Genomic DNA, 23,302 nt, shown 5'->3' with positions numbered 1-23,302 from the left:
CTACTCATCTACACCAAGCTGCTTTAAAAATTGACTTTCCAGCTTAGATGAATTGATTGCATTCATGGTTTTTATTAGTGCTGGAATATCGTCTTCTATGTTCAGGTTGATATAAACAGGCTGGCCAGACTGAAAGTCTGGATTGGCCCCTTTAAACCGTGAACTGGCTTTTAATTTTCCTTCTTTAGAATAGTCTACATCAACGGCCAGAGCGTCGAATTTATAATTTTTGAGAATCTGACTAATTCTTTTCAAACTATCACTTGCAACATCACGATCACGGGTAGAATTCTGCAGATCCGGCTCGTCGGCGCTGGGTTGGTACCGCAGGATGCCGCCGGGATACCGGGAATGCAGGCGACCGTTTTGAATCACCGGCAGCCCATCCTGAATCGACAGGGGCAGCGAGCCATCCAGAATTCCGGAGAGTTCAAGGTTGTCGACGGCCAGCAGCTCGACGAGCGCATTCAGATCCAAATGTTGGATCTGAACGGGGATGTGATCGATATTGCGTAGATCGCGGCTGCTGACATTCCGGGTGCTGACGGTACCTCCCAGTGTCCGGGTACTGGCCCGATGCAGGGCATAATGCTGAAGGGCGGTATCAAATTCGGCCTGAGCAACAATATCTTCCAGTAACAGTCCGGCATGAAGGTATTCGGTGCGGATACTGAGCGGAAACTTAGAACGTATCCCGTTCGGCGTGATTTCCGCAGTCAGCGATGTGTTGAAATCTGCAAAATGAAACCCCTGAATATGCCCTTGAAGGTGCTCGGTGAAGAGGCCCGCTTCGCCGCGCCATTGCTGGTCGTGCAGGTATAAATCAGCAAAAAAACTGAGACTGCCGCTGGTCAGGTCGGAATTGAGCGGCAGTAAAGGCAAGTAATGCTCCTTCAGGGATTGCCGGTGAGAAAAACGAAGATCGCGACGTTGTAACTGAATGTGCGTCCGTTTGCTCTGAAGCTGAGACGTCAGCGAAAACTGCATCAGCGGCGTTTGCCGGGCATTGGTCAGTGTGCCGGATAAGCGTGCCTGCTCCGGTTGAAGTTGCAGGCGGCCGTGGCTGAGAAACGGCGGGAAGCGCTGATTATTTTGCTGAAAGTTGAGCTGCGCCTGGTAGTCCCCGGTGAACTCAGTGCGGCTGTCCTCAGTCTTGGATGATAACGGGGTCTGGAACGTTAATGTTTGAAAACTGAGTTCGGCATCTCCCCGGTATTTCTGAACTGGCAGGCGGCTTTTTTTCTTAGTGGTTTCGGTTTGATGATCGCCAATTAGTTTCTCGGCGACATAGTCGGCGTTGAGCAGGACCGGCGCTCCGGAGGTAAGCGTGAGCGTTGGCGCGCGTTCGGGCACAGCTTTGACGACAGCTTCGACGGATGGGTTCGCGGCTGGTGCCATCGGAGGCGGCCAAGCCAGTTCAACCCTGAGTTCATCATTTTTCAGGGTCAGGTTGTCAGCCTGGGCCCGGATGAAAGCGGCAGGTAATGGAGAGGACTCAGTTCCGGGCAGGATCTTTACGGTGTCGGTTTGCAACTGGTTGTTCCGTAGTTGCAAAGAGAGCACGTGATTGACCCACTGCATGACAAGATCGCTGGATAATCTGGTGGTGCCGAGTGTAACACTACGTTGAGGCGACAGGGGGTTGGTGCTGGCCTGGAGACGACTTTCTGCGTGACACTGTAGCGTACCAAGGGCAGCGTTCAGTGGCGTCGGTGACGACAATGCGTCAAACCGGGAAGAACAGTCGATCTGGCGCAGCGATAGCATGGCCTGCCCAAGCTGAGGGTGGCTGAGCGTCACCGGCGCGGTCATCTCAGCTATGTTGATGGCCAATTGCCGATCCTGATAACGGGCCGTCAGCTGCAGTTCACCGGCACTGTTGAGCATGAGTTGCCGGACCCGGATCGGCTGGCCGGGTGGGATGTGTGTTGCATCAGCTTGGTTTCCCTCGGGCGGTGGTATCACCCAGGGAAGTTGAAGGGCAAATTTCCCTAACTGGATGTCCAGTTGCTTTGGCCAACTGAGTCGGAGTTGATAGCTGGCATCGCTGATAACGTCGTTTGTCAGCGTTGGGGGCTGTAACTGGGTCAGTGTTAACGTCATGGATTGATTCAGTTTGGCGTGCGGCAATCCGGTCAGTTGCAGTTTCTGGCTCAGGTGCCGGGTATCCTCGACCTTGGCCTGACACTGGAAGGACATCGGTAGCGGCAGGTCTGCTTGCATGCGGGCCTCACAGGCCAGATGGGAACGCTCATCAGACAGCTCGGCCTGCAACAGGCTCTCCGAGTGCTCGTCGTTATTGAGTGTGAGCGTGATATCCAAGGGCGTGGGAGCCAGCGCTTTGCCAATGATCTGAAGCTGAGATTGCTGTTGAATTTGAAGCTGAGACGAAGACTCCGGTCGGGGAGATTCGGTGACTGGAGCGTTTTCTAATTCAGGTACCTTGTCTGATACACGGCCGGTTGCGGGGGCGTTCAGCTCATTCTGCGGCGCTTGGTCAAGGTGTTGCGCATCGGGGAGGTTCAGGTGCAGCTGTGCCTGACTGAGCCAGTTGCCGAGGCGAAGATCGTCGATATTGATTTGACGAACCGGAGACTGGTTCAGGCGGCTCAACAAAGCCCCCAGATGAAAGGTTGGTGTATGGGACTGTGGCTGAGGCGCAAATTGGGGGAGCAAAGCCGGCTGGTCGAGATGCAACTGTGTTGCACTAAACGTGACCGCGTCACCAGGTTGGCTGAGGCTCATGGCTAGAGACAGGTTGGTTCCGACTTGGGGAAACGCCGGGATCGCCGTCGGCCATTGTGGTGTGAGCTGTCGGATGTGTACCGACAGCGGGATTTGTGGGGTCAGCCAGCTCAGTGAGAAATTGGCATGATTGAACTGAAACGGATACACGGTGCGGTTTAGATCGCCGGGGATTGCCATGGCCAAATTCCCCTGGCCGATAAAGCCACTTAAAACGGGTTTCGGCTGGGTTGAAAGGACCAGATTAACCTGATGGAGCTGTTGCTTGATTGATTGTGCATCAGGTCTTTGCGTAATGGGTCCTTGTCTATCAACCTGCTGCATCTCAGTACCGGAGGCTTGGTGCGTCGGCAAGGAAGTCGTGGTCAGCGTGGTTTCTATCTGCTCAGCATGCGCACTGAACAGATAGGGTTTAGAAAGATGAATAAAATGAAACGCGGTATTCGTCAGGGTCAGGTTCCCCAGCCGGATCCCTTGCTCAGCCAAGGGACGAAGCAGACTCGGTGCCAGCCGGACAGTACTTCGGGCTGCAAACAGACGCCAGGAGGCATTGGAGATGGCGCTCTGCTGCTCGACAAAGTGCGCCAGAGAGAGTTGATGAAACGTCAGCTGGTTGCCCTGGATCGCAATCGACACTTCTTGAATCGCCAATCCCTGCGCATTCAGGCTAATACCTGAAACGGCATTAATCTCGATCCCTTTACTGGCCAGCCAGGGGGGCAGGAACAGCGCCGGAATCACAATGAGTCCAAGTATCAGAAACAAACCATAAATAAACAGCTTCACTTTTCGGCTGTATTTTTTTCTGGCTTTGCCGATGACGGAAGTCTTCGGCGGTGATGATTGGTCTTCACTCATGAATACGGCAGCTCAAAGACTCTTCAGGTTGGGAGAAAATAGGACCTCATGTCTTAAGCATAAACCGGAACGGAAAAAGGAGTGAAAATGAAGCACCTAGCCAGGCTGTTTGCTGGCTGCGGGGCAGGAAAGTACCAATCCCGCTATTGCCGGGCATGAAAGGCGGGGCGGGTATTCTCTCTGCCAATGTTTTTTATTGTTTTTTTCTCCGCATTTGCCCGACAAATAAGAGGGCGGCTAATTTCGTATTGATAGAAAACACTGCAAATTCAGATAGAGCTAGCGATAGATGCTAAATGTCCAATTGACCTGGGTTGATAAAGCGTCAGAAAGCTGCGAGAAATTGGAAGGTTCAACGCTGCAACACCAACATAGCAACACAATAACTTCATAAAATAAAAATCATCAGGAAGTGATTATGACCGACATAGCAAACACACCGGCTCAGCCAATGCGGGGCCAGAAAATAAAACAGTTTATTCAGTCGTTGGGGCCGGGGATCATGATGGCAACCGCAGCCGTTGGCGGCTCTCATCTGGTTGCCTCGACAAAAGCCGGGGCGATATACGGCTGGCAACTGGCCGGCCTCATTCTGCTGGTGAACCTTTTAAAATATCCGTTTTTTCGCGCCGGCGTCCAGTACACCATGGGAACGGGCAATAGCCTGATTCAGGGATACGACGGGCTGGGGCGCGGATACCTGTGGGTTTTTACCGGCCTGAGTCTGATCTCCGGTATCGTCAATACCGCGGCATTGTTACTGTTTAGTGCCAGTTTGCTGGGTTACTTCCTGCCGGTGACCCTGTCACTGCCAGTGCTGTCGGGCATTGTGGCAGCTGCTTGTCTGGCGATTCTGCTGGCCGGACATTACAAGGCGCTGGACGGGCTGTCGAAAACAATTATGGCGGTGCTGGTGATTGCCACGCTGTCAGCGGTCGTGATTGCCGCCGGGAAAGGATCGGTGGCTCCGGCGGACTTTGAAGCGCCGTCTGCCTGGAGTATCGCTTCGATTGGTTTTATCGTGGTCATGATGGGCTGGATGCCGGCACCGATTGAAATTTCCTGTCTGACATCGCTGTGGCTCAAGAGTCAGAAGAAAACGCAGCAGGTGACAGCACAATCGGCGCTGATGGATTTTAATGTCGGCTATATCGGGACGGCGATCCTGGCGGTGGTATTCCTGGCGCTGGGCGCACTGGTACTGCATGGCTCGGGAACGGAATTGAAAAGCTCCGGCATCGGCTTTTCCCATCAGTTGGTCGGCCTGTATGCCTCCACCATCGGGGAGTGGTCTCGCTACCTGATTGCCGTGATTGCTTTCTTTTGTATTTTCGGCAGTACCATCACGGTGATTGATGGTTACTCGCGGGCACTGGCGGAATCGCAATTGCTGCTCCAGAAGAAACCGGTCGATCAGCGTGGCTATCACAATGCCTGGATGTTGTTTGTGACGGCGGCAGCGCTGGCGATTATTCTGTTCTTCAGCTCTGCGTTGATGCCGATGCTGAATTTTGCCATGGTGCTGGCGTTTATGACCACCCCGGTATTTGCGTTGCTGAATTATTTGTTGGTGGCAAATACGGCGCTGCCGAAAGCGCTGCAATGGAGCCCGACCATGAAATGGCTATCCTGGGTTGGGCTGACTTACCTGTTCGGTTTCCTGGCCGTGTTTGTCTGGTGGAAATGGCTGATGTAAGTGCATGAGCAAGACAGTTTACAGTTATTTCTAAAGGAACAGCTTGATATCAAAGCCCCCGAACATCGGGGGCTTTGTCGTATTGGGGCCAAAGCCAGGCGAGTGTGCGCTCAGAGGCCGATGCTTTGGCATTTGGCATTTGGCATCAGGCTTCTGGCATCGGCGTCGGGAGCGGCGAATTTTACCAATCGGTTGGTGAAGTTGACCGTAATTCATGATGCTGACACAAGGCGTATCTATAACCCATTGAATTAATTGAATATAAAAGTTGGCATGTGAAGTGCAATGAGCTGCGCATCAAGGTTCAATCACTGGATTAAGGAAGATACGCTATGAACAAAAGGCTAACGCTTGGGCTATTGCTGGTCACATTGTCATGTTCTGCCCAATGGGTTGCTGCAACCGAGCAACGCCATTTTTCCGGTTCGCAGCCGCTGCTTGACCATCACGGCAAATCGGAAATTACCCAATTGAAGCTCAAGGTGCCTACCGGGAATATTACCATTCGGAGTGCTGAAAGTGACAACGTGACTTATGAGGTCAACGTCAAAGAGGAGCCTTCCAGTTGGTTCGGGGCTGATTTAGATGACTTGGTTCTGGAGCATCAGGTGGTTGGGCAGACACTGTACCTGACGATTAACGAAGAGGATGTGTCGCAGCAGTGGACCGTAACCGTGCCGAAATCGCTGGCTTTGAACGTTCGGCTGGGTGTGGGTAATGTTGAAGCCAGTGCAATAAGTCAGCCTTTTACCGCAGACATTGGCGTCGGCGCGGTCTGGCTTGCTTTGGATCCGGCCCGTTTTAACCAGATCGATGCGAATGTCGCGGTCGGTGAGATCCAGGTTCGGGGATTGGATAGCGCTCGGGTGAAGTTAAAGCGTCAACTGGTATCAGAGACCCTGAACTATACCGGTCAGGGCGATCACCCGGTGGCGATCCAGATTGGCGTGGGGGATGTGAACATCAGTCAACATACCGTTCCTGATGCCGCTCCTGATACTGTTGCCGTACTTACTCAAAGTCGTTCGCTTTCTCAAAATCATTCATATTATTGAATGAAATTGAGGGGTAGTCAGAAAAATCTCGGGGGAGGGACCTTTGACTTTGCATCAATATGCAAAGGGTACGCCTGACGTCAGCGGCTGTGCCCGGCGTGTAAGCTGACGATAAAGGGTGTTTTTTCATGGGAATAGCGCGTTATTCTATGATACAAAGTGACATCGTTGCATGAGCTTGTCAGCCGGGAGAACAAGTGAATAAATTATTGTCGTTTGAGGCGCTGTTGGTACTGGATGCGATTGAACGTCGCGGCAGTTTTGCAGCGGCTTCAGAAGAGCTGGGGCGTGCGCCGTCTTCGTTAAGTTACCAGGTTCAGAAACTGGAGCAGGATTTGGACCTGGTGATTTTTGATCGTTCAGGCCATAAAGCGGCGTTTACCAAAGCCGGGCGCTTGCTTCTGGAGCGGGGGCGCCTGCTGCTGACGGCAGCAGATGAAATGATCTCTGACGCCAGCGCCCTGGCACATGGTTGGGAGCTGGATATTACTATTGCTTATGATGGCCTGATTCGGCTAGAGCACATGTTGTCCCTGGTTGAGGGGCTGGGCAAGAAAAGTAAAACCCGCCTGCGGTTTCAGGAAGAAATCCTGGCGGGGGGCTGGGAAGCGTTGGCCCAGGATCGTGCGGATCTGTTGATTGCTCCGGCACCCAGCGTGGCACCACCGGAAGTGAAGATTCAGCCGATTGGCAAATTGGACTTGGTGTGGGTGGCGCATCCGGATCATCCCATTCATCAGCATGAAGATCCGTTGGATCCGGCGGTCAGAAAACAATATCGCGGGATCGCCGTCGCCGATACGGCCCGGAACCTGCCGCCGCTGAGCCACAATATCCTCGATGATCAGCCGCTATTGACGGTGAGCTCTATGCATCACAAGCTGGTGGCCCTGAAAGCGGGGATAGGGATCGGTACCATGTCGGTTTGCTATGCTGAAGAGGCGATGAATCGTGGTGAGCTGGTGGCGATTGGAAATAATCCCGTGGTTGAAATGGACATTGTGCTGGCCTGGAATCGTAGCCGGATGGGGAAGGCCAAAACCTGGTGTATCCAGCATATTGAAACTTTGTGGAAAGGCAGCCTGAATCAACCGGCAAACGGATAAGGTTTGTTGATCAGGGCTGTTTTACTTGTTCAAGACAGCTTTCATTCAAGTCTCTTTTATTGGTTCAAGACTGTTTGCGTCCGTTCAGCAATGAATGCTGAACGGGCGCGCAGTTCCGGCCGGGAATTATTTCAGCGGCAGCATCATTTCTACAATGCCGTCTTCCATTTGGATATCGATACTAAAGCCGACTTTTTGCGCCAGCATGATCATGCCTCGGTTGGAAGGCATCGTCATGCCGGTCAGGCGCTCCAGACCGCGCTGGCGACAGTAGTCAATAATCTTGGTCATTAAGATCCGCCCCAGACCAACACCTTTTAAGTCTGATCGCACCAGGATCGCAAATTCCGCTTCTTCATTTTCCGGATCCGAAAGGGCCCGGGTTACGCCGATGATCTCTTCTTCTTGCTGACCATCCAACAAAGTGATTTGCCGGGTGGCGACAAATGCCATTTCGCGGTCGTAATCAATTTGGGTCAGGTTGGCCAGTGCTTCGTGGTTAAATTCCCCGACATCGGAGAAAAACCGGCGATAGAGATCGTCAACCGAAACTTTGGAGATGAAAGACTTATGCTTCGGCTCGTCTTCCGGCAAAATCGGCCGCAGCAGGATATCCGTACCGTCTTTTAATGCGACGTGTTGCTCATGCTCTTTCGGGTACGGACGAATTGCCAATCGGGTTTGTTTATCGCCATCGAAAGGCTTGATGCTCATAGACGCATCAATCACGGTCATTTCTTCACCGGCCGCCAGTAGCGGGTGGATGTCGAAGCTCTCGATTTCCGGGCAGTCGATCACCAGTTGAGAGATTTTAACCAGTAGCCGGCATAGGGCCGGGATATCGAGGCGCTCCGGAAAACTGCGCTGCTTCACTTTGCCGGTCTTAATGGCATTGATCACCATATAGCGCGCCAGCGCCATATTCAGTGGCGGCAGGGCCACCGCGGCATCTTTGTGAATGTCCCATTCTCCGGCGTCTTCTCCCATAAAGATCACCGGGCCGAAGACGGCGTCGTGGTGAACGGAGATGCGGAGCTCCTGCGCCCCGGAGCGGCTGGCCATTCGCTGCACCAGCAGGCCGTCGATGCGGGCGTTGGGATAATTGAGCGTCACCCGATCCAGAATGGCTTGCGCACTGTTGGCAACTTCTGCTGCAGTACGCAGGTGCAGCATCACCCCGTGGATCTCGGATTTGTGGCGGATATCCGGAGAGCGTAACTTCACCGCGACCGGATAGCCGATCTGCTCGGCGATGTGAGCTGCTTCAGCCGGATCGGTCGCGATCCAGGTCGGTAGGGTACTAAAGCCGTAACTTTCCAGAACCGGCCGGACTTCGTGGGTTTCGAGGTGTGAAATGCCTTGGGCAAGCAGGTGATTCAGCACATCATGGACATGGCGCGGGTTCGCGTCTGTTTCCCCGTAGGACACTGGTGTTTCCATCAGTTGTTTCTGGTTGCGTCGGTATTCGACCAAGTGCATGAAGGCCGAGACGGCGCTTTCCGGCGTTCGGTAGGCCGGAAACCCGGCTTCGGTGAAAATACGCCGCGACCGAACCGCTTCGTTCTCACCAGCCCAGTTCGTGAGAATATTGAACCGCTTGGTCCGGGGATGAGACTGCAGGACGTGGGTGAGTCGTTTGGCTGCTTCATTGCCGGGGGCGATCGCAGAAGGCGAATGCATGATCAGCAGGGCATCAAAGTCATCACTGTCAAGCAGGATACGAATGGCTTTCTCATAGCGGCTGATATCGGCATCGCCAATGATATCGATGGGGTTGGCCTGAGACCAACATGCCGGCAATACTTCGGATAATTTTTCGATGGTTTCCTGGCTCAGGGTCGCCAGTTTTCCACCGCGCTCAGCGAGGGCATCGACCGCCATCACGGCCGGTCCGCCGCCGTTGGTCAGGATCGCCAGTCGTTCGCCCCGCAGCGGAACTGAATGCGCCAGGGTTTCAACTGCAGCAAAGAGCTCGTGGGTATTATGTACCCGCAGCATCCCGGCGCGTCGAATGGCGGCATCATACACCCCGTCTAATCCGATTTCGCCGCCGGTATGTAAATGGGCCGCCGCACTGCCAGCCCGGGTTCGGCCGCTTTTTAGTACCAGGATCCGCCGGTTGCGAGCCGCGGCACGGGCGGCAGACATGAAGCGGCGCGCATCTTTAATCGAATCGACATAGAGCAGAATGGCTTCGGTTTTACTGTCCCGACAGAGATAGTCGAGCAACTCAGCGAAATTGATATCGCAGGCATCACCCAAGGAAAGAAAAGTCGAAAAACCGATGCTTTTGTTTTTGGCCCAATCCAGGATGGTGGTACACACCGCCGCAGACTGTGAAATGAAAGCAATCTTCCCCTGATTGGCCGCCACCGGGGAAAACGAAGCATTCAGGTTCAGCCAGGGCAGGATCAACCCCATACTGTTCGGGCCGACCAGGCGCATCCCGTACTGCCGGGCTGTGGCAAACATCCGGTCTTCTTCAGTATCGCTCTGGCCCGGAAAGACCGTGTTCATGCCGGCCGCTAAAACGATGGCAACTTTGACGCCTTTTTCGCCGAGCTGACGGATGATTTCGACATTGCGGTGTGCGTTGGTGCAGACAATGGCCAAATCCGGAATTCTGGGCAAGCTGTCGATGGTCGGGTAAGCCAGCACCCCGGCCACCGCATCATATTTCGGGGTGACCGGCATGATGGGGCCATGAAAGCTGCCGGCTAGGAGGTTGCGGATCACAATGTTCCCGGCCCGGTTGGGATTATCCGAAGCGCCGATAACCGTGACTGATTTCGGCTTGAGCAGTTTGTCCAGTCCTTCCATAGCATCACCTGCGAGATTTAAACGCTTTTCAAGAGTTTAACGGATCGCTTTCGGAGTTTCTGACTAAAGTGTAAGTGCTGTGATCCAATCCATAGCAATCGGGTGCAAGTCACGGGGCTGCTTGTTTGGACAGGCTTTCGAGGCATGGGCAGGGCTGTATTCAGCGGGCAGAATACCGGACATCCTGTGACACATGGCGAATAGTGATTGATTTTACTTGAACTTGTTCTTGATTGCGTGGAGGAGCGACGGCAGAATGAAGTCAGATTTACTATTTGGCAGAGTTAGAATGAAAAAAGTTGCTGTGTTTGCCGTTGTCGCGGCATTAGCCGGGTGTGCATCAGACAGTGAAACCCTTGAAATTGTCAGTGCATCCTCTGAAGAGATTTACACGGCTGAACAGCTGCAGTCGATTTCGCTGGCATCTGAGGCACAACGTCAACAAGCGGCGGTGGCACTGGAAGAAAAAGTTGTTGTCGAGCAGCCGGTTTCTCCGACGCTGGTTGCAACGTCAGCGCCGACACCGAGTCAACCTGAAGCGGTGAAACCGGCGATGAATGCGCAAGCTGAACCTGTCGCAAAAGCCGAGCCGCAACCGGCCGTCGCGAAGAAACCAACGTATCAGTACGCACAGAAAAAAACGGATGGTTACACCATTCAGGTGCTCGCACTCAGTCATAACAAAGGCTTTCAGCCGTACCTGAACAAACTGCCGTCGAACCAACCGGTATGGATGAACCAGAAACAAGTTCAGGGGCTGCCTTGGTACACGCTGTTGTACGGACATTTTGAGACGCGCCAACAGGCCGAGCAAGCTCTGAGTAGTTTGCCGAACGATGTGAAGGCTTATGGTCCGTTTATTCGCAGCCTGGCTAAAATCAAATCATCGACTACGCCGAAGATGACAAAACTCAACTAAGTCCGATAAGAAAGAGAGCGAAAGCTCTCTTTTTTGCTTTTTGAGGCCGCTGACGACACCCGTCGGCAGAACTGAAGGTCAATCACTCAACGCATTCGGTGAACCCGGGTGCAATGTTCATGGACACTTCATTGCAGATTTAATAACCGTAAAATGTCAAATTGTCGAAATTTTTCGTTATAACCTGCATTCTTGGCTGTCATTCAGTACTTTTTTGATTAACATTGCCGAAGAAATTACGAATTAGTGCCGGGTGTGTCAGCGCGCTTAGCAAGAATCAAGACGACTGATCAACGAATGTTTATCAGTGATGTAAACCAAGGGATGATAATGAGCTCAATCCACGTATTATTACTGTGTGGCGGCGGAGGTGCCGAGCACGAAATTTCTCTGATTTCAGCAAATTTCCTGGAGCAACAGTTACAAATGCTTGAGGGCGTTTCGTATACTCGCGTCGAAATGAAGCTGGACGGTTGGTTTGATCATCAGGGCAAGCCGTGCCAACTCAACCTTGATCGCACACTGCAAACTGAAGCCGGAAAGCTTGAGGTGAACTATGTGATCCCTTGTATTCATGGTTATCCGGGCGAAACTGGTGATCTGCAATCTTTCCTGACGATTGCCAAACTACCGTATTTCGGCTGTGACGCACAGGCCAGCACCAACTGTTTCAACAAGATCACCACCAAGCTGTGGTTTGATGCGATAGACATTCCAAATACCCCGTATATTTTCCTGAGTGAAAACAATGCTGAGTCTCATGCCAAAGCCGAAGCGGCGCTGATGCAATGGGGGAAGGTGTTTGTGAAGGCTGCTTGTCAGGGCTCTTCGGTCGGGTGCTATAAAGCGACCACGCCGGCTGAGCTGGCTGAGGCCATCAATCAGGCGTTCACGTTTTCTGACCAGGTGCTGGTCGAAAAAGCGATTAAACCGCGCGAACTCGAAGTTGCCGCCTACGAATATGGCAATGAGCTGGTGATCACCAAGCCTGGTGAAGTCAGCTGCCCGGATGACAAGTTTTATACCTACGAAGAGAAGTACAGCTCGGATAGCCATTCGACGACGTCTGTTGAAGCCGGCGGACTGACGGACGAGCAAGTGGCGCAAATCCGGGACTATGCCCGGAAGGCTTTCGTTCAGATGAAGCTGAAAGATCTGTCACGCATTGATTTCTTCCTGAGCGAAGATAACGAAATCTTGTTGAACGAAATCAACACGTTCCCAGGGATGACGCCAATCTCGATGTTCCCGCAGATGCTCAAGCATCACGGCCATCAGTTCCATGTATTTCTGGAACAAGCTATCAAGTCAGCAGCCGTGTGACCCGTCGCCGGAAGGTCAGAGGCCTTCCGGCGTGTGGCGATTCTTAGTGTGAGTGTAATACTGGTTATAGATGCAGATAAGGATGAATATGCTGTCAGAGAAGCAAAAACGGGAACGTTTCATCGCTTTGCGCGCGCGTAACTATCGGGCAAGTCTGCAACTTGAAGGGTTCGATGTGGCGCCGACCAAGGTTGATGCTGAATCTGACCTTACGTCTGAACCAGTCAGAATCGCCAAACTGAAAGAGTACTATGCGAGATAAATATGGGGTTACGCAGGATCCAGACTGCTATCCCGACAGTCAGGTCCTGAAAAATCTGTTATCCATCCGGGATGAAGATGAGCTGGAACGCGCCGAGCGGGATTTTACCAGGGTCAGGGCAGAACATTTTGAACCTGAGTTTGGCCAGTTCAACCTGGTGTATTTGCAGAAAATCCATCGCACCCTGTTTCAGGACCTCTACCCGTGGGCCGGTCAGATCCGCCAGGTCGACATCACCAAAGGGCAAACTCGGTTTTGCCATATGCAGAACATAACACGGGAAGCTGGGCGCTTATTCCAGGAGCTGGCAGTCGAAGATTATCTCTGCGGGCTCTCCTTTACGCATTTCATTCAGCGCATTGCGCATTATTACTGTGAACTCAACATTATCCATCCGTTTCGTGAAGGGAACGGTCGGGTACAGCGGATATTTTTTGAAATTCTGGCCATTAATGCCGGTTACGAGGTGTGCTGGGAAGGCATCAATCTCAAAGAGTGGGTCCATGCCAATCAAATGGGCTATTTCGGCGAACTGAAGCCGCTTGAGAAACTCTTTGAACGGATCACGGTGCCAATTGATTTACGCCATGGTCCGGGAGAGCATTGGAGCGACTGCCCCCAATAGGTGTTACTTGCAAACCTAATGCACTATAACTTTCACTTTGTTCCAAACAACACCATTCTTACCACACCCAAATACATTATTTCTCCCAGGGCTTGGGTTTTACATATTTCGCAATTTCCTGATCATGGCGGTCCGTCTGCCCGACATATTGCGCCGGCATCGCCGGACTTTTCCAACGTCCTTGCTCCTGAATATCCGAGATCGATGCACCGGAGTCGGCTAAATCCTGCGCTGCGCCTACCCGTGGAGACTGACCTGAAAACAGAGCGCTAGAGGATAAACCCAACTCATCACTGGCCCGGCGGAAGACCCGGTAGATTGAGGAATGATCCATCGGCAGCTCGCCCAGATTGCTATGGCGGTCGATCCTGCGGAACAGGTATCCATCCGTGAGCATGCCGGCAACGAGCCAGCGTTGCAGCGCTTTCGAGGCGATGGAACTGAGGGCAATGCGGGTATCATTGACTTCGATGATGATGAGCCCGTTGGGTTGAATATCAAGCGTATCCACCGTGAGGGCAGCCAGCTCACTGCGCTTGAGCATCGCTTCAAAGGCAACTGCCCAGATGGCAACATCTCGAATATCTTTCAGCTTGGTTGAACACTCAAATTGGTCAAGTAGCCGTTGTAAATGGCTATCCCGAAAGGCTGCGGCATTCTTATAGTCGTCATGCTTTTCAAGCTGCTGCTTTTGCATTGCGAGGCGTACTTCACTCTGAGCGCAGGGGTCCGGTAACTGATGGCAGCGATGAACCAGTGATATCGTGACCATGTAACGTTTTAAACTGGCCAGTTTCCGGTGACGAGCCATCTGTTCGATATAACGGTGAACAGTATCGGCTTTTGCCGGAAGCGAATTCACATGATGCTCAGCGCAAAAGCTGAGAAAATTATGCCAATCGTTTTTCAAGGCAACCAGGGTGTTGCGTGCATATTGGTTTCGGGTCAGCGATTGCCAAGGGTCTAGCGATGCTAGCGGGCGTTTGAATTGCGCAATACTCTGTTGGCACTGCTTTGGGTCATCGATCGGCTGAATATGTTTTGCCATCGGTTACAATCACTCATCTAATGCACTATAATTTTAAAAACTAGCACAACAATAAAATAAACCACAGAAAAATATTATAAGAATCACATCAATCATAATTTTATCTACTTATCAGCAAGACAAATCAGCTTGAGAATGCTTCAATAGTGTGAGGACGACATTTATTTTGTAACAACAATTGTTCGGTCACGAAGTACTTGATTTTGCTTAAGCTGTGAACAATTTTTAGCTCAAGGTAGCTGAGAGGCGTTAATGAAGAAAAGACTATTCCATCGCGGGCATAATATTGAAAACGCCACAGGCGCCCCTGATGGCTGGAAGACCAGTATCAATGGCCAGCCTATTGAAAACAAACTAACCCTGGTCAAAAAAAGTATTGATTGGTGGTGTGATATGAAAACCTTCATGCCTCCGGAAAAATTTGTCAGTACCAGCCTCAAACAGCAGCCAGCTGAACAAAAAGTCGAAGAGTATCGGGGCTTTAAACTGATGAATGACAACGGCCGACCGAACGAATGGTACGTCATTCTTCGCGGGCGGTTATTTAAAGGCTCCCCGGCAGCACTGAAAAAACACCTGGACGCTGTGATTGAGAAGATGAAACAACAGAAATAGGTGAGGGGACCGAGATGCAAAACGCCCGGAAACCGGGCGTTTTGTCGTTGAGGGAAAAGGTTTAGCGATTAATCATCTTCGTCTTTTTTATCAACATCAACCAAATAGTCTTCGCTGAGCCAGTTTCTGCCAATCAACAGCTTATATTCCAGCTTCCCGCGATCCCGCAGGTTCACCGAAACCCGCTTATGTTCTCCATTCCAGCCTAAGTCCATTTTGACTGCATATCGACGCTCAACGCCTTGTGCATTGCGTATCTTGCTGACTTTGATGATTTTTGCTTTGTATGTCGCCTTTTCACCTTTCTCATTGAAGGTTGTGAATTCAACCATGTCACCCAAATGATCACGCATATTGTCGCTATCACTATCTTCGCCTGTGACCTTGAGATCGACGGCATGGATTGACGTGGTCTTTGCGCCTGTGTCGATCCGCGCCTTGTAATCTAAATCCAATTCGTGAACTTTAATCGTCTCAACCTGACCAACGATTGAGCGGCTCATACCTTCTGCACGTTCTGCCAAGGCAAGGTCGGCATCAGTGACAGAGAACAGGAATAGTGCGGTTAGCAAAAGCTTTTTCACAGAGACTCCTAATTACATCTTGCTTGTGAATGACTGTAGACAAACAATCAGGGCGTTTGTGCTTACTATACCAATCGTCCGTGGGGTCGTATCAAATTCTAGTTAAAATTCAGAATCTTTCGAATACTCTCTAAACAGGATGGTGTTTGGGTGAACAAAATCGTTTGAAATCCAAGGGCTTGGGCCGCTTCGATATTTACAGGCGTGTCATCAATAAACAGGGTCTCACCCGGCTCCAGGTTGTATTGCTGGCTCAGACAATGAAAAATTTCAGGCTCCGGTTTCACCATCAGCTCGTTCGCGGATACAATCCCACCAAGAAACAAAGACATAAAGCTGTTGCGCTCACTCAGGGTTTCAAAAAAAGCCTGGTTCATATTGGTGAGATAATACATCGCGTAATGATAGTCGGCGATTTGATACAACAGGGTCTCGGTTTCCTGGATTGTTACCAAGCTATCGACAACATGGGAAAGAAAATCTTCAATACGATCTTCGGAAATTCCTGTTCTTGCGGCAAATTTAGGAATACTCTCGGCAAGCAACATGGTACCGCGGTCGAGCGACAACCAGTCGGGATGACGCAGGATATCTTTCAGTAAAAGGCTTCGCTCGTCGGCAGAGCTGGTGAAGGATTCAACGATCACCTTTGGCTGCCACTGGAAAAGCACGCCGCCGAAGTCGAAGACTACGTTTCGAATCATATCTGTTTCCGTTTCAAGGCTATTTATTGATAATATTTGGTGACTGGTGATCCGCAAGGTGGAACCTGAGAGTTACTACCAGGGTCACAAATCCAAGAAAATAGACGAGATTTATCCGAATGAATGATAACAGCCGCTTAGTATTTTCAACTGAATCCGGTCGAATCAAGGAAGAAAAACAAGCACCGGCAAGACCCAAAGGCGACAGTATTGTTCGCATCCAGCGCCAGACCAAAGGCCGCAAAGGTAAAGGCGTTTGCATTGTCACTGGCCTGGACCTGGAAGATGCACAACTTAAATTACTGGCTGCAGAGCTAAAAAAGGTATGCGGCTGTGGCGGCTCGGTCAAAGACGGTACGATCGAAATCCAGGGCGACAAACGCGATGTGATAAAAGCCACGCTGGAGAAAAAAGGCCATACCGTAAAACTGGCCGGCGGCTAATCGATGGTAAACAGCTTGAGGCGACTCAAGCTGTTTCTTTTTCTGCACCTGAAAGCTCTGGGCGTTCAGGTAATTACAGCCAGCTTTGAAACGCCAGGCAAACTGACCATTTGCAGCAGGGTTTAAATATAGGTGTTAATTACCTATTTTATGGTAAATAGCGAATACTGTTAAATAGCTCAGCTTTGACAAGCGCACTGCAAAGCGGAGGGGCGAGAAAGCGAGGGGTTGGATGTGGAAAGGCATTAGATTTCATTCTCCGCACGCCTTATTTAACATAATCTATATAATGCGCACTGAATCTGTAGCCGCAAAGCTAAAGTGTCTCTATTCTACAAAGTGAAAATGTCCTGTTTTTCCTACAGTGATCAGTATCTATCTGGTCTGTGTGAGATAAACAAACGATGTTGGTAACCATGAATGACAAAGAGATTTTACGCCTGAGTGCTATTCGCGACGTATGTGAAAATCGTATTCGACGTTCTGATGCCGCTCGTATTCTTTCACTAAGCATCCGTCAGGTCCAACGCTTGGTGACTCGGTTTCGTCAAATAGGTGCAGTTGGGATCATCCATCAGCGTCGAGGTAAACCTTCACCAAACAAAATTCATGATGATGTTCGATACCAATGTCTCAATATTATTCGTGAATGCTATTTGGATTTTGGACCGACGCTGGCTCATGAAAAAATCACTGAACGTCACAACATTTCTATCTCATTGGAAACCTTGCGCCAATGGATGATCGCCGATGGCCTGTGGATCCCTCATGCCAAACGCAAGCCCCGGGTTTATCAGCCACGCCACCGTCGTGACTGTCTTGGAGAGTTGGTTCAGATTGACGGCTCCCACCATGACTGGTTCGAAGGCCGCAGCGACAAATGCTGCCTCCTGGTGTTTATCGATGATGCCACTGGGCGCCTGATGAACCTGCGCTTTAGCGAAACTGAGTCAGCTTTCGATTATATGGTTGCAACCCGTGAATACATTGAGCACCACGGCAAACCGACGGCGTTCTACAGCGATCGTCATTCTGTTTTTCATGTCAGCAAACGTGATGCCCAATCCGACCGGTTGACCCAGTTTGGCCGTGTGCTCAATGAGCTTAATATCGAGCTGATCTGCGCCAACAGTTCGCAAGCCAAAGGCCGCGTCGAGCGTGCGAATAAAACGTTACAGGATCGCTTAGTCAAAGAAATGCGCCTGCAAGGGATTGATACTATCGAGCAAGCCAATGCCTGGCTCCCCGACTTCATCGCCGATTTTAACCGCCGCTTTGCCAAGCCGGCACGGTTTCCGAAAGACATGCACCGACCGCTGCGGGAATCCACCGACGAACTGGATAATATCTTTGCCTGGCAAGAGCTGCGTAAGCTCACGAAATCTCTGACATTTCAGTATGACAAGGTGGTTTACCTGATTGATCCAACAGAAGAAAACCAGCGGCTGGTGAATCAAGTGGTCAAGGTACTTGACCGGCCCGATGGCACCATCGCCATCCAGTATGGCCATCGTAACTTGGCATTTAAAACCTTCGACAAGCTGGCTGATGTTGATCAGGGCCAGGTTGTCGAGAACAAGCGTTTGGGCGCCGTGCTGAAATTTGCCCATGCCAAGCAGGAAGAATTCGAGCAGCAACAGAAACGCAGCCGTAGCAAAAAAGCGCCGAAACGTACCGCCCAGCATCGGGCTATCCGTCAATTGGAAGCGCTGAACCCGGTACTTGTTCACCCTGAACAATTCAGAGCTAGTAGCCGGAAGAAACCCTGACTTCCCTACTCTACAGCCAGTTTCTGAGCAGGATGAACTACCTTGAGAAGAGACATTTGAATCTGGGAATCAAACAGGACATTTTAAATTAGGGTAAACAGGGGATGATGAATTTAACATTTATTGAGTCAGTCTGGATACCTGCCACAGCATCACCATAAAAACCTTTGGAAACAGTTAGTTAAACAAAGTTAAGCCGGTTTAAAGCCCTTTGATTACCTTGTAGTTTCGAACGCCTGAGAACAAGCACATGCGCACGGGCGCGGATGGATGGTGCTGGCGTTGCGTTGCCCTGCGCATCCGCGGCAGGTTTGGATTTCAGGGTGATGTAGATGAACCAGATTTCACCGGCCAGCGTGACCAAATCGGTCTGACGCACACCGATTTTGGTGCGCAGCGTCGGGTCACCGAATGACAGTACGTAGCGGCCCGGCTCGGCGTAGTTTTTGCGGTGGGATTGCAGTTTAACCAGCGTTTCGCCGGTCACGTTGACCTTGGCCGAACCGTTGAGCGAAACTTCAACGCGCTCAATATCTTTCGGGTCGGTGATGTTGGTGACCAGCTCGATGCTGTGATACGTCGGGCCAGAAACCAGACGCAGCGAGGCACGGTTGCCCCAGCCCACGCCTTCGACCGGGTCCAGCTCTTTCGGGCGTGGTGCAAACGGGGTTGCGATAATTTCCATCAGCGCCCCCTTACCCGATTGCGTCTTCGACGGCGTCAACGTTGTTTGACGCCCAAACCACGCCACCGGCGACGACCAATGCAATCAGCGCGGTGATTACATACCCTTTGGTTTTTGCATTCATGGTACTTGCTCTCTGTTGTTGGATGAGAATTCCCCAACAGCAAAGCAAGCGATTTGGTTACAAGGCAAACACAAAAAAGCCCGCTGAACCTATAGGTTAGCGGGCTTTTGAGTTTGTGATAGGTGTCATTCTTTAACCAGATGTTCCGGTGTTTTTCCCTCTCACCATATCTACAACAGGGGCAACTATGTCATGAGTAGGGCTGGACTTAACTTGCTTGTCAAACAACCTAATTGGATTACTTCCCATATTTTCTACAGAAAGTTCTAACAAGCGTTGTTGTAGCGCGGGGTCTGTATCCTGAACTTGCTGTTTATACCCTTCAAATGCCATAGCAGCAGCATATTTAAAGGCATAATCTTCCCGAATGCGAACTAAGTAGTTGTTTCGCTGGCTATTGCTCCATGCTATCCAGACAAGAGGCGCTAAGACTGGTAATTTAATGAGAAAGCCTGTTACGTCGAACTTATCTGTTGTAATGCCGCTATAATACAGCAACGCCCCAGAGCTGAGTGCGGTTGCTAACAAGGCAAAGTTCATAATGAGAGCAGAAACCTTGATGGGTTTGTCTAGCTCATCTTTTCGCTTTTTAAAGGAGCCAGCCATGCTGGCTCTGTTTGCATCATCAATGATGTTTTGTATATTACCCTGCTGTTCTGTAATTCTTTCTTCTATTTCTTCTATTGATTCAGTTAGTGCCTCTGCGACTTGGTTTCGCCCCTCCAGGTCATCAGCCAATCTATCAGCCCTTTCTTTTGCTTTCACGTAGACCATTTTGTTTTTAACAATATCAGTGGCAGTCTTCTTGATTTCAGCTTGGTCTTCTGTTAACGAGTCAAATAGCAACCCTGTCTTTTCGTTAAGCTTCTCTGAGGTAGTAAGAATCTCTGAAATTCTCTCTGCCCCAGTATTAAACTGACGATGGAAGGTTGTTAGCTCATCGCTTATCTGCACTACGGATGATTTTGCTGCTAAAACCTCATTTTTCACATCAGCACAGCTATTTGCCAGCTCCTTAGCATCCTCAAGCTCTTCCGATAAAATGGCAAGCTGCGACTCTTTCCTTAAGCAGTCTTCAGTTACAAGGAGGTAAGTTTCTTTAACTACTTTTCTTAAGCAAAATATATTGTTTAAAAAATCATCAAACTTCTTTTCTTTGAAAATACCATCGCGGAGCTTATCTTTTAGGTAATCATTACAGTTGGCTGAATAACTGCTAATTTTTCGCTTCATGTAGATTACATCAAACGTATCTTTTTGTGATTCCAAAGCAGACAGTAAGCCATATGTTTCTTTTAGACCTTCAACCAACAGCTGTTTGTTTATTCCCGGAAAGCCGTTAATGTCGTTCCCGTCAGGAATGATTTTATCGATATTGCTTATTAGTCTTGTTATTGTCGATTTGGCCGTTTTCATGTTAAATCCATGCGTAGAGTAAGACCTTGTAGATATGGGAGCAAAACCTCGTAATTTCAACGAGGTTTTCATAAATCAACCATTTTATCTCAGTCGAAGTTAGGTTGCTCTACCATCGAATCACCCCTTTCTCCCACTCTTTCCCATCCTGCAAGATGTACTCGAGTTTTTTCAGCTTGACGATTTCCTCAGCCGGGATGCCTGTTTTCTGCTGTAGGTAGCGGGCGCTGTCGTCGGCCTTCTGCATCATGACACAGGCAAACTGACAGTTGTCGATAATGGTTTTCGACACCTCCTGACCACGTTGGAACATGTTCACGGTATGCAGGCCATATTTGCGCCCCAGTCGCAGAATCTTGCCGTGGTAGCCGGTTGCCTTGCCTGCGGTGCTTGTATGCTCGGCCACTTCTTCACAAATCACCTTGAGCGGCTTTTTGTGCTTGCCGTTCCCGGCACCCCAGACCACCATGCAGAACTTGTCGAAGTCGGCCTCTGTGGTCTCATGGTCGGGCGCATACGCAATCTTGAATCCCTGATTGGTTTTGCGTCCGGCATACAGCGCCTTGGCAAACTCTTTCAGGTTGGGATAGCTGCGGACCTTGCGCCCGGCCAGCTCGCCGTCGTAGTCCTTGAGCGGGTCAAAGATTGCCACTTGGTCGGTCGGTTTGATGAATTTCTTTTTGGCTGCGGACGTTTTCCCGCAGCCTGACATACCAACCACATAAGCATGATGATTATCCAATGCGTTGTTTTGGTTGATAGGTTGGAGACTCATGCCGCCTCCTGCCGTTCATTATCGTTCGCGGCATTTTTTGCCTGCGCTTTGGCCTTGGCAATATCGGCCGCCTTGAGCTGCTTCACCTGCATGAAGCTCGACAGCCCCAGCATTCCGATGGCGGCCACGGCCATGATTTCGTCCATGTACTTGGCGAGCCACGGCGGCGGGTTGCCGCCGTACTTCACAATCAGCGGGGCCACTTTCAGCGCCACCCCTTCGGCCTGCTCGGGGTTGAAGGTGAAATCCGGGTGAACCATGGTTTTCATGGTCTGCTCGATGGTCATCAGGCCGACAAACACGATTCCGGCAGCGGCTTCCTGCTCGATATTGGCTTGCTCGGCCTTGGCTTCGGCGGTTGCCGGGTCAAAGTCATCGTCCAGGCTGTTGAGGAAATCTTTTTCTTCCTGCTCGCTGCGGGTATCCACCGCCTCAGCTTGGCCAGTTTCCGCATCATGTACGGTCAGTTCATCTTCCATTGCGCTATCTCCTTGCTTGGTTTGGGTTACAGTCGGGTAATCGCCCCGCCGGTCAGGCCGCCGAGGATGATGCCGGTTAATACGGCTTTCCAGATGCTCGGCTTGTTTTCCGGCTCCGGTTCGGGTTGTTTCGGCTCCGTCTTGGCCGGGGCCGGTACGGGAATCGCTTCCGGCTCGGTTAGCTGCGGCGCTGGTTTTGGCTCGGGTACGGGTTCCGCTTTGGGTTCCGGTTTCGGCTCAGAAACCACAGATTCAGCGGCTTGCTCGGCTTGGTGCAGGGCTTCGAGCGTTGGGTAATGCACCTTGAACTTGTCCTGCCAATAAGCGCCGGTCTGCTGGTTGGTGCCGCAGTCATCACAAATCGAATACAGGAATTTCGCCCGCTTGCCGCGGGCGCGATGAATGGTGCGGACGTTGCCGCACTCACAACGGTTAATGCCTTCGACTTTGTTGGTCGAGGTGCGTACCGGCATCACATCAGCCATGTTTGCCCCCTTGCTCCAGCTCGATGAGCTATTCGTTTACGGTTTGCATCCACACCAACACCAAGCGCAGCGGAGCCATGATTTTGCTGGCAAACGGGTTGCGTTTGGCCTTTTCTACTTCGCCTTTCAGTTCGTTGGTAATCTGAGTCAGTTTGTCCATTGATTGTCCTTTCCGGTTAAACCGCGATTTGCAGTTGTTCATAGCATTCAAGCTCCGCCATCCAAGCCGATAACTGGCTGGTTAGCTGCTGCTCGGTCGGTACATCCCTGTTGTGTGGTGCAAGCGGGTCGTTTCTCATCCCTTGCCAGTAGGCCCGGCGCTCTTGGTGGCGCTGGTACTGCGGTGCGTATGCTTTGCGGGCCACCGCACCGGCTTGGGTGTATGCATTGATGCTGTCGGCATCGTCGCTGCGCACTGTCATCGACCAACCGCGCGCGCCTGCCGCCCAAAGCAGAAAATCAAACGCTTTGGTTTCGGCTTGCTCGCCATCGAATGACATGCAGAAAATATTGCGGGTATGGGCGTAAACCTCCCGGCTTTTAATATGGTCCCGGCTTGCCTTCATTTGGTTCTCAAGGCGGATAATCCGGGCCGTGAGCTTGTTAATGTCCTGCTCTGGTTTTTTGGCTCGTTTCGCTATCGCTTTCGCCTTAATGGTTTGGTCTAGCTGCTTCTCCAGCCGCTTGAGGTGGCGGTTAATCGGCTTGCGCCACTGCTCCAGCTTGTAACCGCATTCTTTGATAATCGCAGCCATGTTGTCGGCCT

General features: G+C 51.1%; 21 protein-coding genes and 1 pseudogene. 10 read left to right on the top strand and 12 right to left on the bottom strand.

The features are described 5' to 3' along the window. Complete coding sequence (locus NH461_RS18645; protein WP_261604107.1) at positions 1-3,603, bottom strand: YdbH domain-containing protein; 3,603 nt, start codon at positions 3,601-3,603, stop codon at positions 1-3. 418 nt (positions 3,604-4,021) lie between these two features. Between NH461_RS18645 and NH461_RS18640 the strand changes: the two genes are divergently transcribed. The 3 genes from NH461_RS18640 to NH461_RS18630 all read left to right on the top strand — a co-directional run bounded on the left by NH461_RS18640 (position 4,022) and on the right by NH461_RS18630 (position 7,460). Next, a complete protein-coding gene (locus NH461_RS18640) occupies positions 4,022-5,299 on the top strand; it encodes an NRAMP family divalent metal transporter (RefSeq protein ID WP_410000130.1) in 1,278 nt (425 codons plus the stop codon). A 332-nt stretch (positions 5,300-5,631) separates the two neighbouring features. Then, the gene (locus NH461_RS18635; protein WP_261604106.1) at positions 5,632-6,354 is read left to right on the top strand and encodes a hypothetical protein; all 723 of its coding nucleotides are present in this window, start codon (positions 5,632-5,634) and stop codon (positions 6,352-6,354) included. A 197-nt stretch (positions 6,355-6,551) separates the two neighbouring features. Beyond that, positions 6,552-7,460, top strand: coding sequence for a LysR family transcriptional regulator (locus tag NH461_RS18630; protein ID WP_261604105.1), 909 nt, complete (start codon positions 6,552-6,554; stop codon positions 7,458-7,460). A gap of 126 nt (positions 7,461-7,586) precedes the next feature. On the opposite strand, the gene NH461_RS18625 is transcribed toward NH461_RS18630, so the two are convergent. Then, on the bottom strand, positions 7,587-10,280 hold the full coding sequence (locus NH461_RS18625) for a bifunctional acetate--CoA ligase family protein/GNAT family N-acetyltransferase (RefSeq protein ID WP_261604104.1): 2,694 nt from the start codon (positions 10,278-10,280) through the stop codon (positions 7,587-7,589). A gap of 289 nt (positions 10,281-10,569) precedes the next feature. On the opposite strand from NH461_RS18625, the gene NH461_RS18620 reads away from it, so the two are divergent. The 4 genes from NH461_RS18620 to NH461_RS18610 all read left to right on the top strand — a co-directional run bounded on the left by NH461_RS18620 (position 10,570) and on the right by NH461_RS18610 (position 13,409). Then, positions 10,570-11,199 carry an SPOR domain-containing protein gene (locus tag NH461_RS18620; RefSeq protein WP_261604103.1) on the top strand — a complete coding sequence of 210 codons (630 nt, stop codon included), beginning with the start codon at positions 10,570-10,572 and terminating at the stop codon, positions 11,197-11,199. A 330-nt stretch (positions 11,200-11,529) separates the two neighbouring features. Further along, entirely contained in the window at positions 11,530-12,522 is a 993-nt protein-coding gene (locus tag NH461_RS18615) for a D-alanine--D-alanine ligase (RefSeq protein WP_261604102.1), read from the top strand. A gap of 70 nt (positions 12,523-12,592) precedes the next feature. Beyond that, the gene (locus tag NH461_RS25840) at positions 12,593-12,784 is read left to right on the top strand and encodes a YhfG family protein (RefSeq protein WP_410000129.1); all 192 of its coding nucleotides are present in this window, start codon (positions 12,593-12,595) and stop codon (positions 12,782-12,784) included. Then, positions 12,774-13,409: a putative adenosine monophosphate-protein transferase Fic gene (locus tag NH461_RS18610; protein WP_261604101.1), complete on the top strand. Its 636-nt coding sequence runs from the start codon at positions 12,774-12,776 to the stop codon at positions 13,407-13,409. The genes NH461_RS25840 and NH461_RS18610 overlap by 11 nt, the downstream gene beginning before the upstream one ends. Positions 13,410-13,485: 76 nt before the next feature. On the opposite strand, the gene NH461_RS18605 is transcribed toward NH461_RS18610, so the two are convergent. Further along, the gene (locus NH461_RS18605; protein ID WP_261604100.1) at positions 13,486-14,457 is read right to left on the bottom strand and encodes a tyrosine-type recombinase/integrase; all 972 of its coding nucleotides are present in this window, start codon (positions 14,455-14,457) and stop codon (positions 13,486-13,488) included. A 252-nt stretch (positions 14,458-14,709) separates the two neighbouring features. Between NH461_RS18605 and NH461_RS18600 the strand changes: the two genes are divergently transcribed. Then, complete coding sequence (locus NH461_RS18600; RefSeq protein ID WP_261604099.1) at positions 14,710-15,072, top strand: DUF3319 domain-containing protein; 363 nt, start codon at positions 14,710-14,712, stop codon at positions 15,070-15,072. Positions 15,073-15,140: 68 nt separating this feature from the next. Here the strand turns inward: NH461_RS18600 and NH461_RS18595 are convergent, their stop codons facing one another. Further along, positions 15,141-15,656 carry an ATP-dependent zinc protease gene (locus NH461_RS18595; RefSeq protein WP_261604098.1) on the bottom strand — a complete coding sequence of 172 codons (516 nt, stop codon included), beginning with the start codon at positions 15,654-15,656 and terminating at the stop codon, positions 15,141-15,143. A gap of 98 nt (positions 15,657-15,754) precedes the next feature. Next, positions 15,755-16,417: an HAD family phosphatase gene (locus NH461_RS18590; RefSeq protein WP_315903265.1), complete on the bottom strand. Its 663-nt coding sequence runs from the start codon at positions 16,415-16,417 to the stop codon at positions 15,755-15,757. Between the two features lie 62 nt (positions 16,418-16,479). Here NH461_RS18590 and yciH point away from each other — a divergent pair, with 62 nt between their 5' ends. Continuing rightward, positions 16,480-16,803: a stress response translation initiation inhibitor YciH gene (gene yciH, locus NH461_RS18585; protein ID WP_261604097.1), complete on the top strand. Its 324-nt coding sequence runs from the start codon at positions 16,480-16,482 to the stop codon at positions 16,801-16,803. Between the two features lie 416 nt (positions 16,804-17,219). After that, entirely contained in the window at positions 17,220-18,572 is a 1,353-nt protein-coding gene (locus NH461_RS18580) for an ISNCY family transposase (RefSeq protein WP_261604579.1), read from the top strand. A gap of 244 nt (positions 18,573-18,816) precedes the next feature. Here the strand turns inward: NH461_RS18580 and NH461_RS18575 are convergent. The 7 genes and pseudogenes from NH461_RS18575 to NH461_RS18545 form a co-directional block, all read right to left on the bottom strand. After that, positions 18,817-19,257: pseudogene (locus NH461_RS18575) on the bottom strand (major capsid protein P2); the annotation flags it as partial. Positions 19,258-19,513: 256 nt separating this feature from the next. Further along, a complete protein-coding gene (locus NH461_RS18570) occupies positions 19,514-20,797 on the bottom strand; it encodes a hypothetical protein (protein ID WP_261604096.1) in 1,284 nt (427 codons plus the stop codon). Positions 20,798-20,906: 109 nt separating this feature from the next. Further along, on the bottom strand, positions 20,907-21,572 hold the full coding sequence (locus tag NH461_RS18565; RefSeq protein ID WP_261604095.1) for an ATP-binding protein: 666 nt from the start codon (positions 21,570-21,572) through the stop codon (positions 20,907-20,909). Further along, positions 21,569-22,051: a hypothetical protein gene (locus NH461_RS18560; protein ID WP_261604094.1), complete on the bottom strand. Its 483-nt coding sequence runs from the start codon at positions 22,049-22,051 to the stop codon at positions 21,569-21,571. Before NH461_RS18560 ends, NH461_RS18565 begins: the two co-directional genes overlap by 4 nt. Positions 22,052-22,077: 26 nt before the next feature. Next, complete coding sequence (locus NH461_RS18555; protein WP_261604093.1) at positions 22,078-22,536, bottom strand: hypothetical protein; 459 nt, start codon at positions 22,534-22,536, stop codon at positions 22,078-22,080. Positions 22,537-22,564: 28 nt separating this feature from the next. Beyond that, on the bottom strand, positions 22,565-22,696 hold the full coding sequence (locus NH461_RS18550; protein ID WP_261604092.1) for a hypothetical protein: 132 nt from the start codon (positions 22,694-22,696) through the stop codon (positions 22,565-22,567). A 16-nt stretch (positions 22,697-22,712) separates the two neighbouring features. Continuing rightward, a complete protein-coding gene (locus NH461_RS18545) occupies positions 22,713-23,291 on the bottom strand; it encodes a hypothetical protein (protein ID WP_261604091.1) in 579 nt (192 codons plus the stop codon). Between the last annotated feature and the right edge of the window lie 11 nt (positions 23,292-23,302).

This window comes from Photobacterium sp. TY1-4 (genome assembly GCF_025398175.1).
Taxonomy (GTDB): domain Bacteria; phylum Pseudomonadota; class Gammaproteobacteria; order Enterobacterales; family Vibrionaceae; genus Photobacterium.
The sequence above is the reverse complement of the archived record's forward strand: the minus strand, read 5'-3'. Positions and strand labels throughout refer to the sequence as shown.

Bases quoted from the DNA above. Each gene is read 5' to 3' on its own strand.
- NH461_RS18645 (WP_261604107.1), bottom strand. From the start codon at position 3,603: ATGAGTGAAGACCAATCATCACCGCCGAAGACTTCCGTCATCGGCAAA.
- NH461_RS18640 (WP_410000130.1), top strand. From the start codon at position 4,022: ATGACCGACATAGCAAACACACCGGCTCAGCCAATGCGGGGCCAGAAA.
- NH461_RS18635 (WP_261604106.1), top strand. From the start codon at position 5,632: ATGAACAAAAGGCTAACGCTTGGGCTATTGCTGGTCACATTGTCATGT.
- NH461_RS18625 (WP_261604104.1), bottom strand. From the start codon at position 10,280: ATGGAAGGACTGGACAAACTGCTCAAGCCGAAATCAGTCACGGTTATC.
- NH461_RS18620 (WP_261604103.1), top strand. From the start codon at position 10,570: ATGAAAAAAGTTGCTGTGTTTGCCGTTGTCGCGGCATTAGCCGGGTGT.
- NH461_RS18615 (WP_261604102.1), top strand. From the start codon at position 11,530: ATGAGCTCAATCCACGTATTATTACTGTGTGGCGGCGGAGGTGCCGAG.
- NH461_RS25840 (WP_410000129.1), top strand. From the start codon at position 12,593: ATGCAGATAAGGATGAATATGCTGTCAGAGAAGCAAAAACGGGAACGT.
- NH461_RS18610 (WP_261604101.1), top strand. From the start codon at position 12,774: ATGCGAGATAAATATGGGGTTACGCAGGATCCAGACTGCTATCCCGAC.
- NH461_RS18605 (WP_261604100.1), bottom strand. From the start codon at position 14,457: ATGGCAAAACATATTCAGCCGATCGATGACCCAAAGCAGTGCCAACAG.
- NH461_RS18600 (WP_261604099.1), top strand. From the start codon at position 14,710: ATGAAGAAAAGACTATTCCATCGCGGGCATAATATTGAAAACGCCACA.
- yciH (WP_261604097.1), top strand. From the start codon at position 16,480: ATGAATGATAACAGCCGCTTAGTATTTTCAACTGAATCCGGTCGAATC.
- NH461_RS18580 (WP_261604579.1), top strand. From the start codon at position 17,220: ATGAATGACAAAGAGATTTTACGCCTGAGTGCTATTCGCGACGTATGT.
- NH461_RS18570 (WP_261604096.1), bottom strand. From the start codon at position 20,797: ATGAAAACGGCCAAATCGACAATAACAAGACTAATAAGCAATATCGAT.
- NH461_RS18565 (WP_261604095.1), bottom strand. From the start codon at position 21,572: ATGAGTCTCCAACCTATCAACCAAAACAACGCATTGGATAATCATCAT.
- NH461_RS18560 (WP_261604094.1), bottom strand. From the start codon at position 22,051: ATGGAAGATGAACTGACCGTACATGATGCGGAAACTGGCCAAGCTGAG.
- NH461_RS18555 (WP_261604093.1), bottom strand. From the start codon at position 22,536: ATGGCTGATGTGATGCCGGTACGCACCTCGACCAACAAAGTCGAAGGC.
- NH461_RS18550 (WP_261604092.1), bottom strand. From the start codon at position 22,696: ATGGACAAACTGACTCAGATTACCAACGAACTGAAAGGCGAAGTAGAA.
- NH461_RS18545 (WP_261604091.1), bottom strand. From the start codon at position 23,291: ATGGCTGCGATTATCAAAGAATGCGGTTACAAGCTGGAGCAGTGGCGC.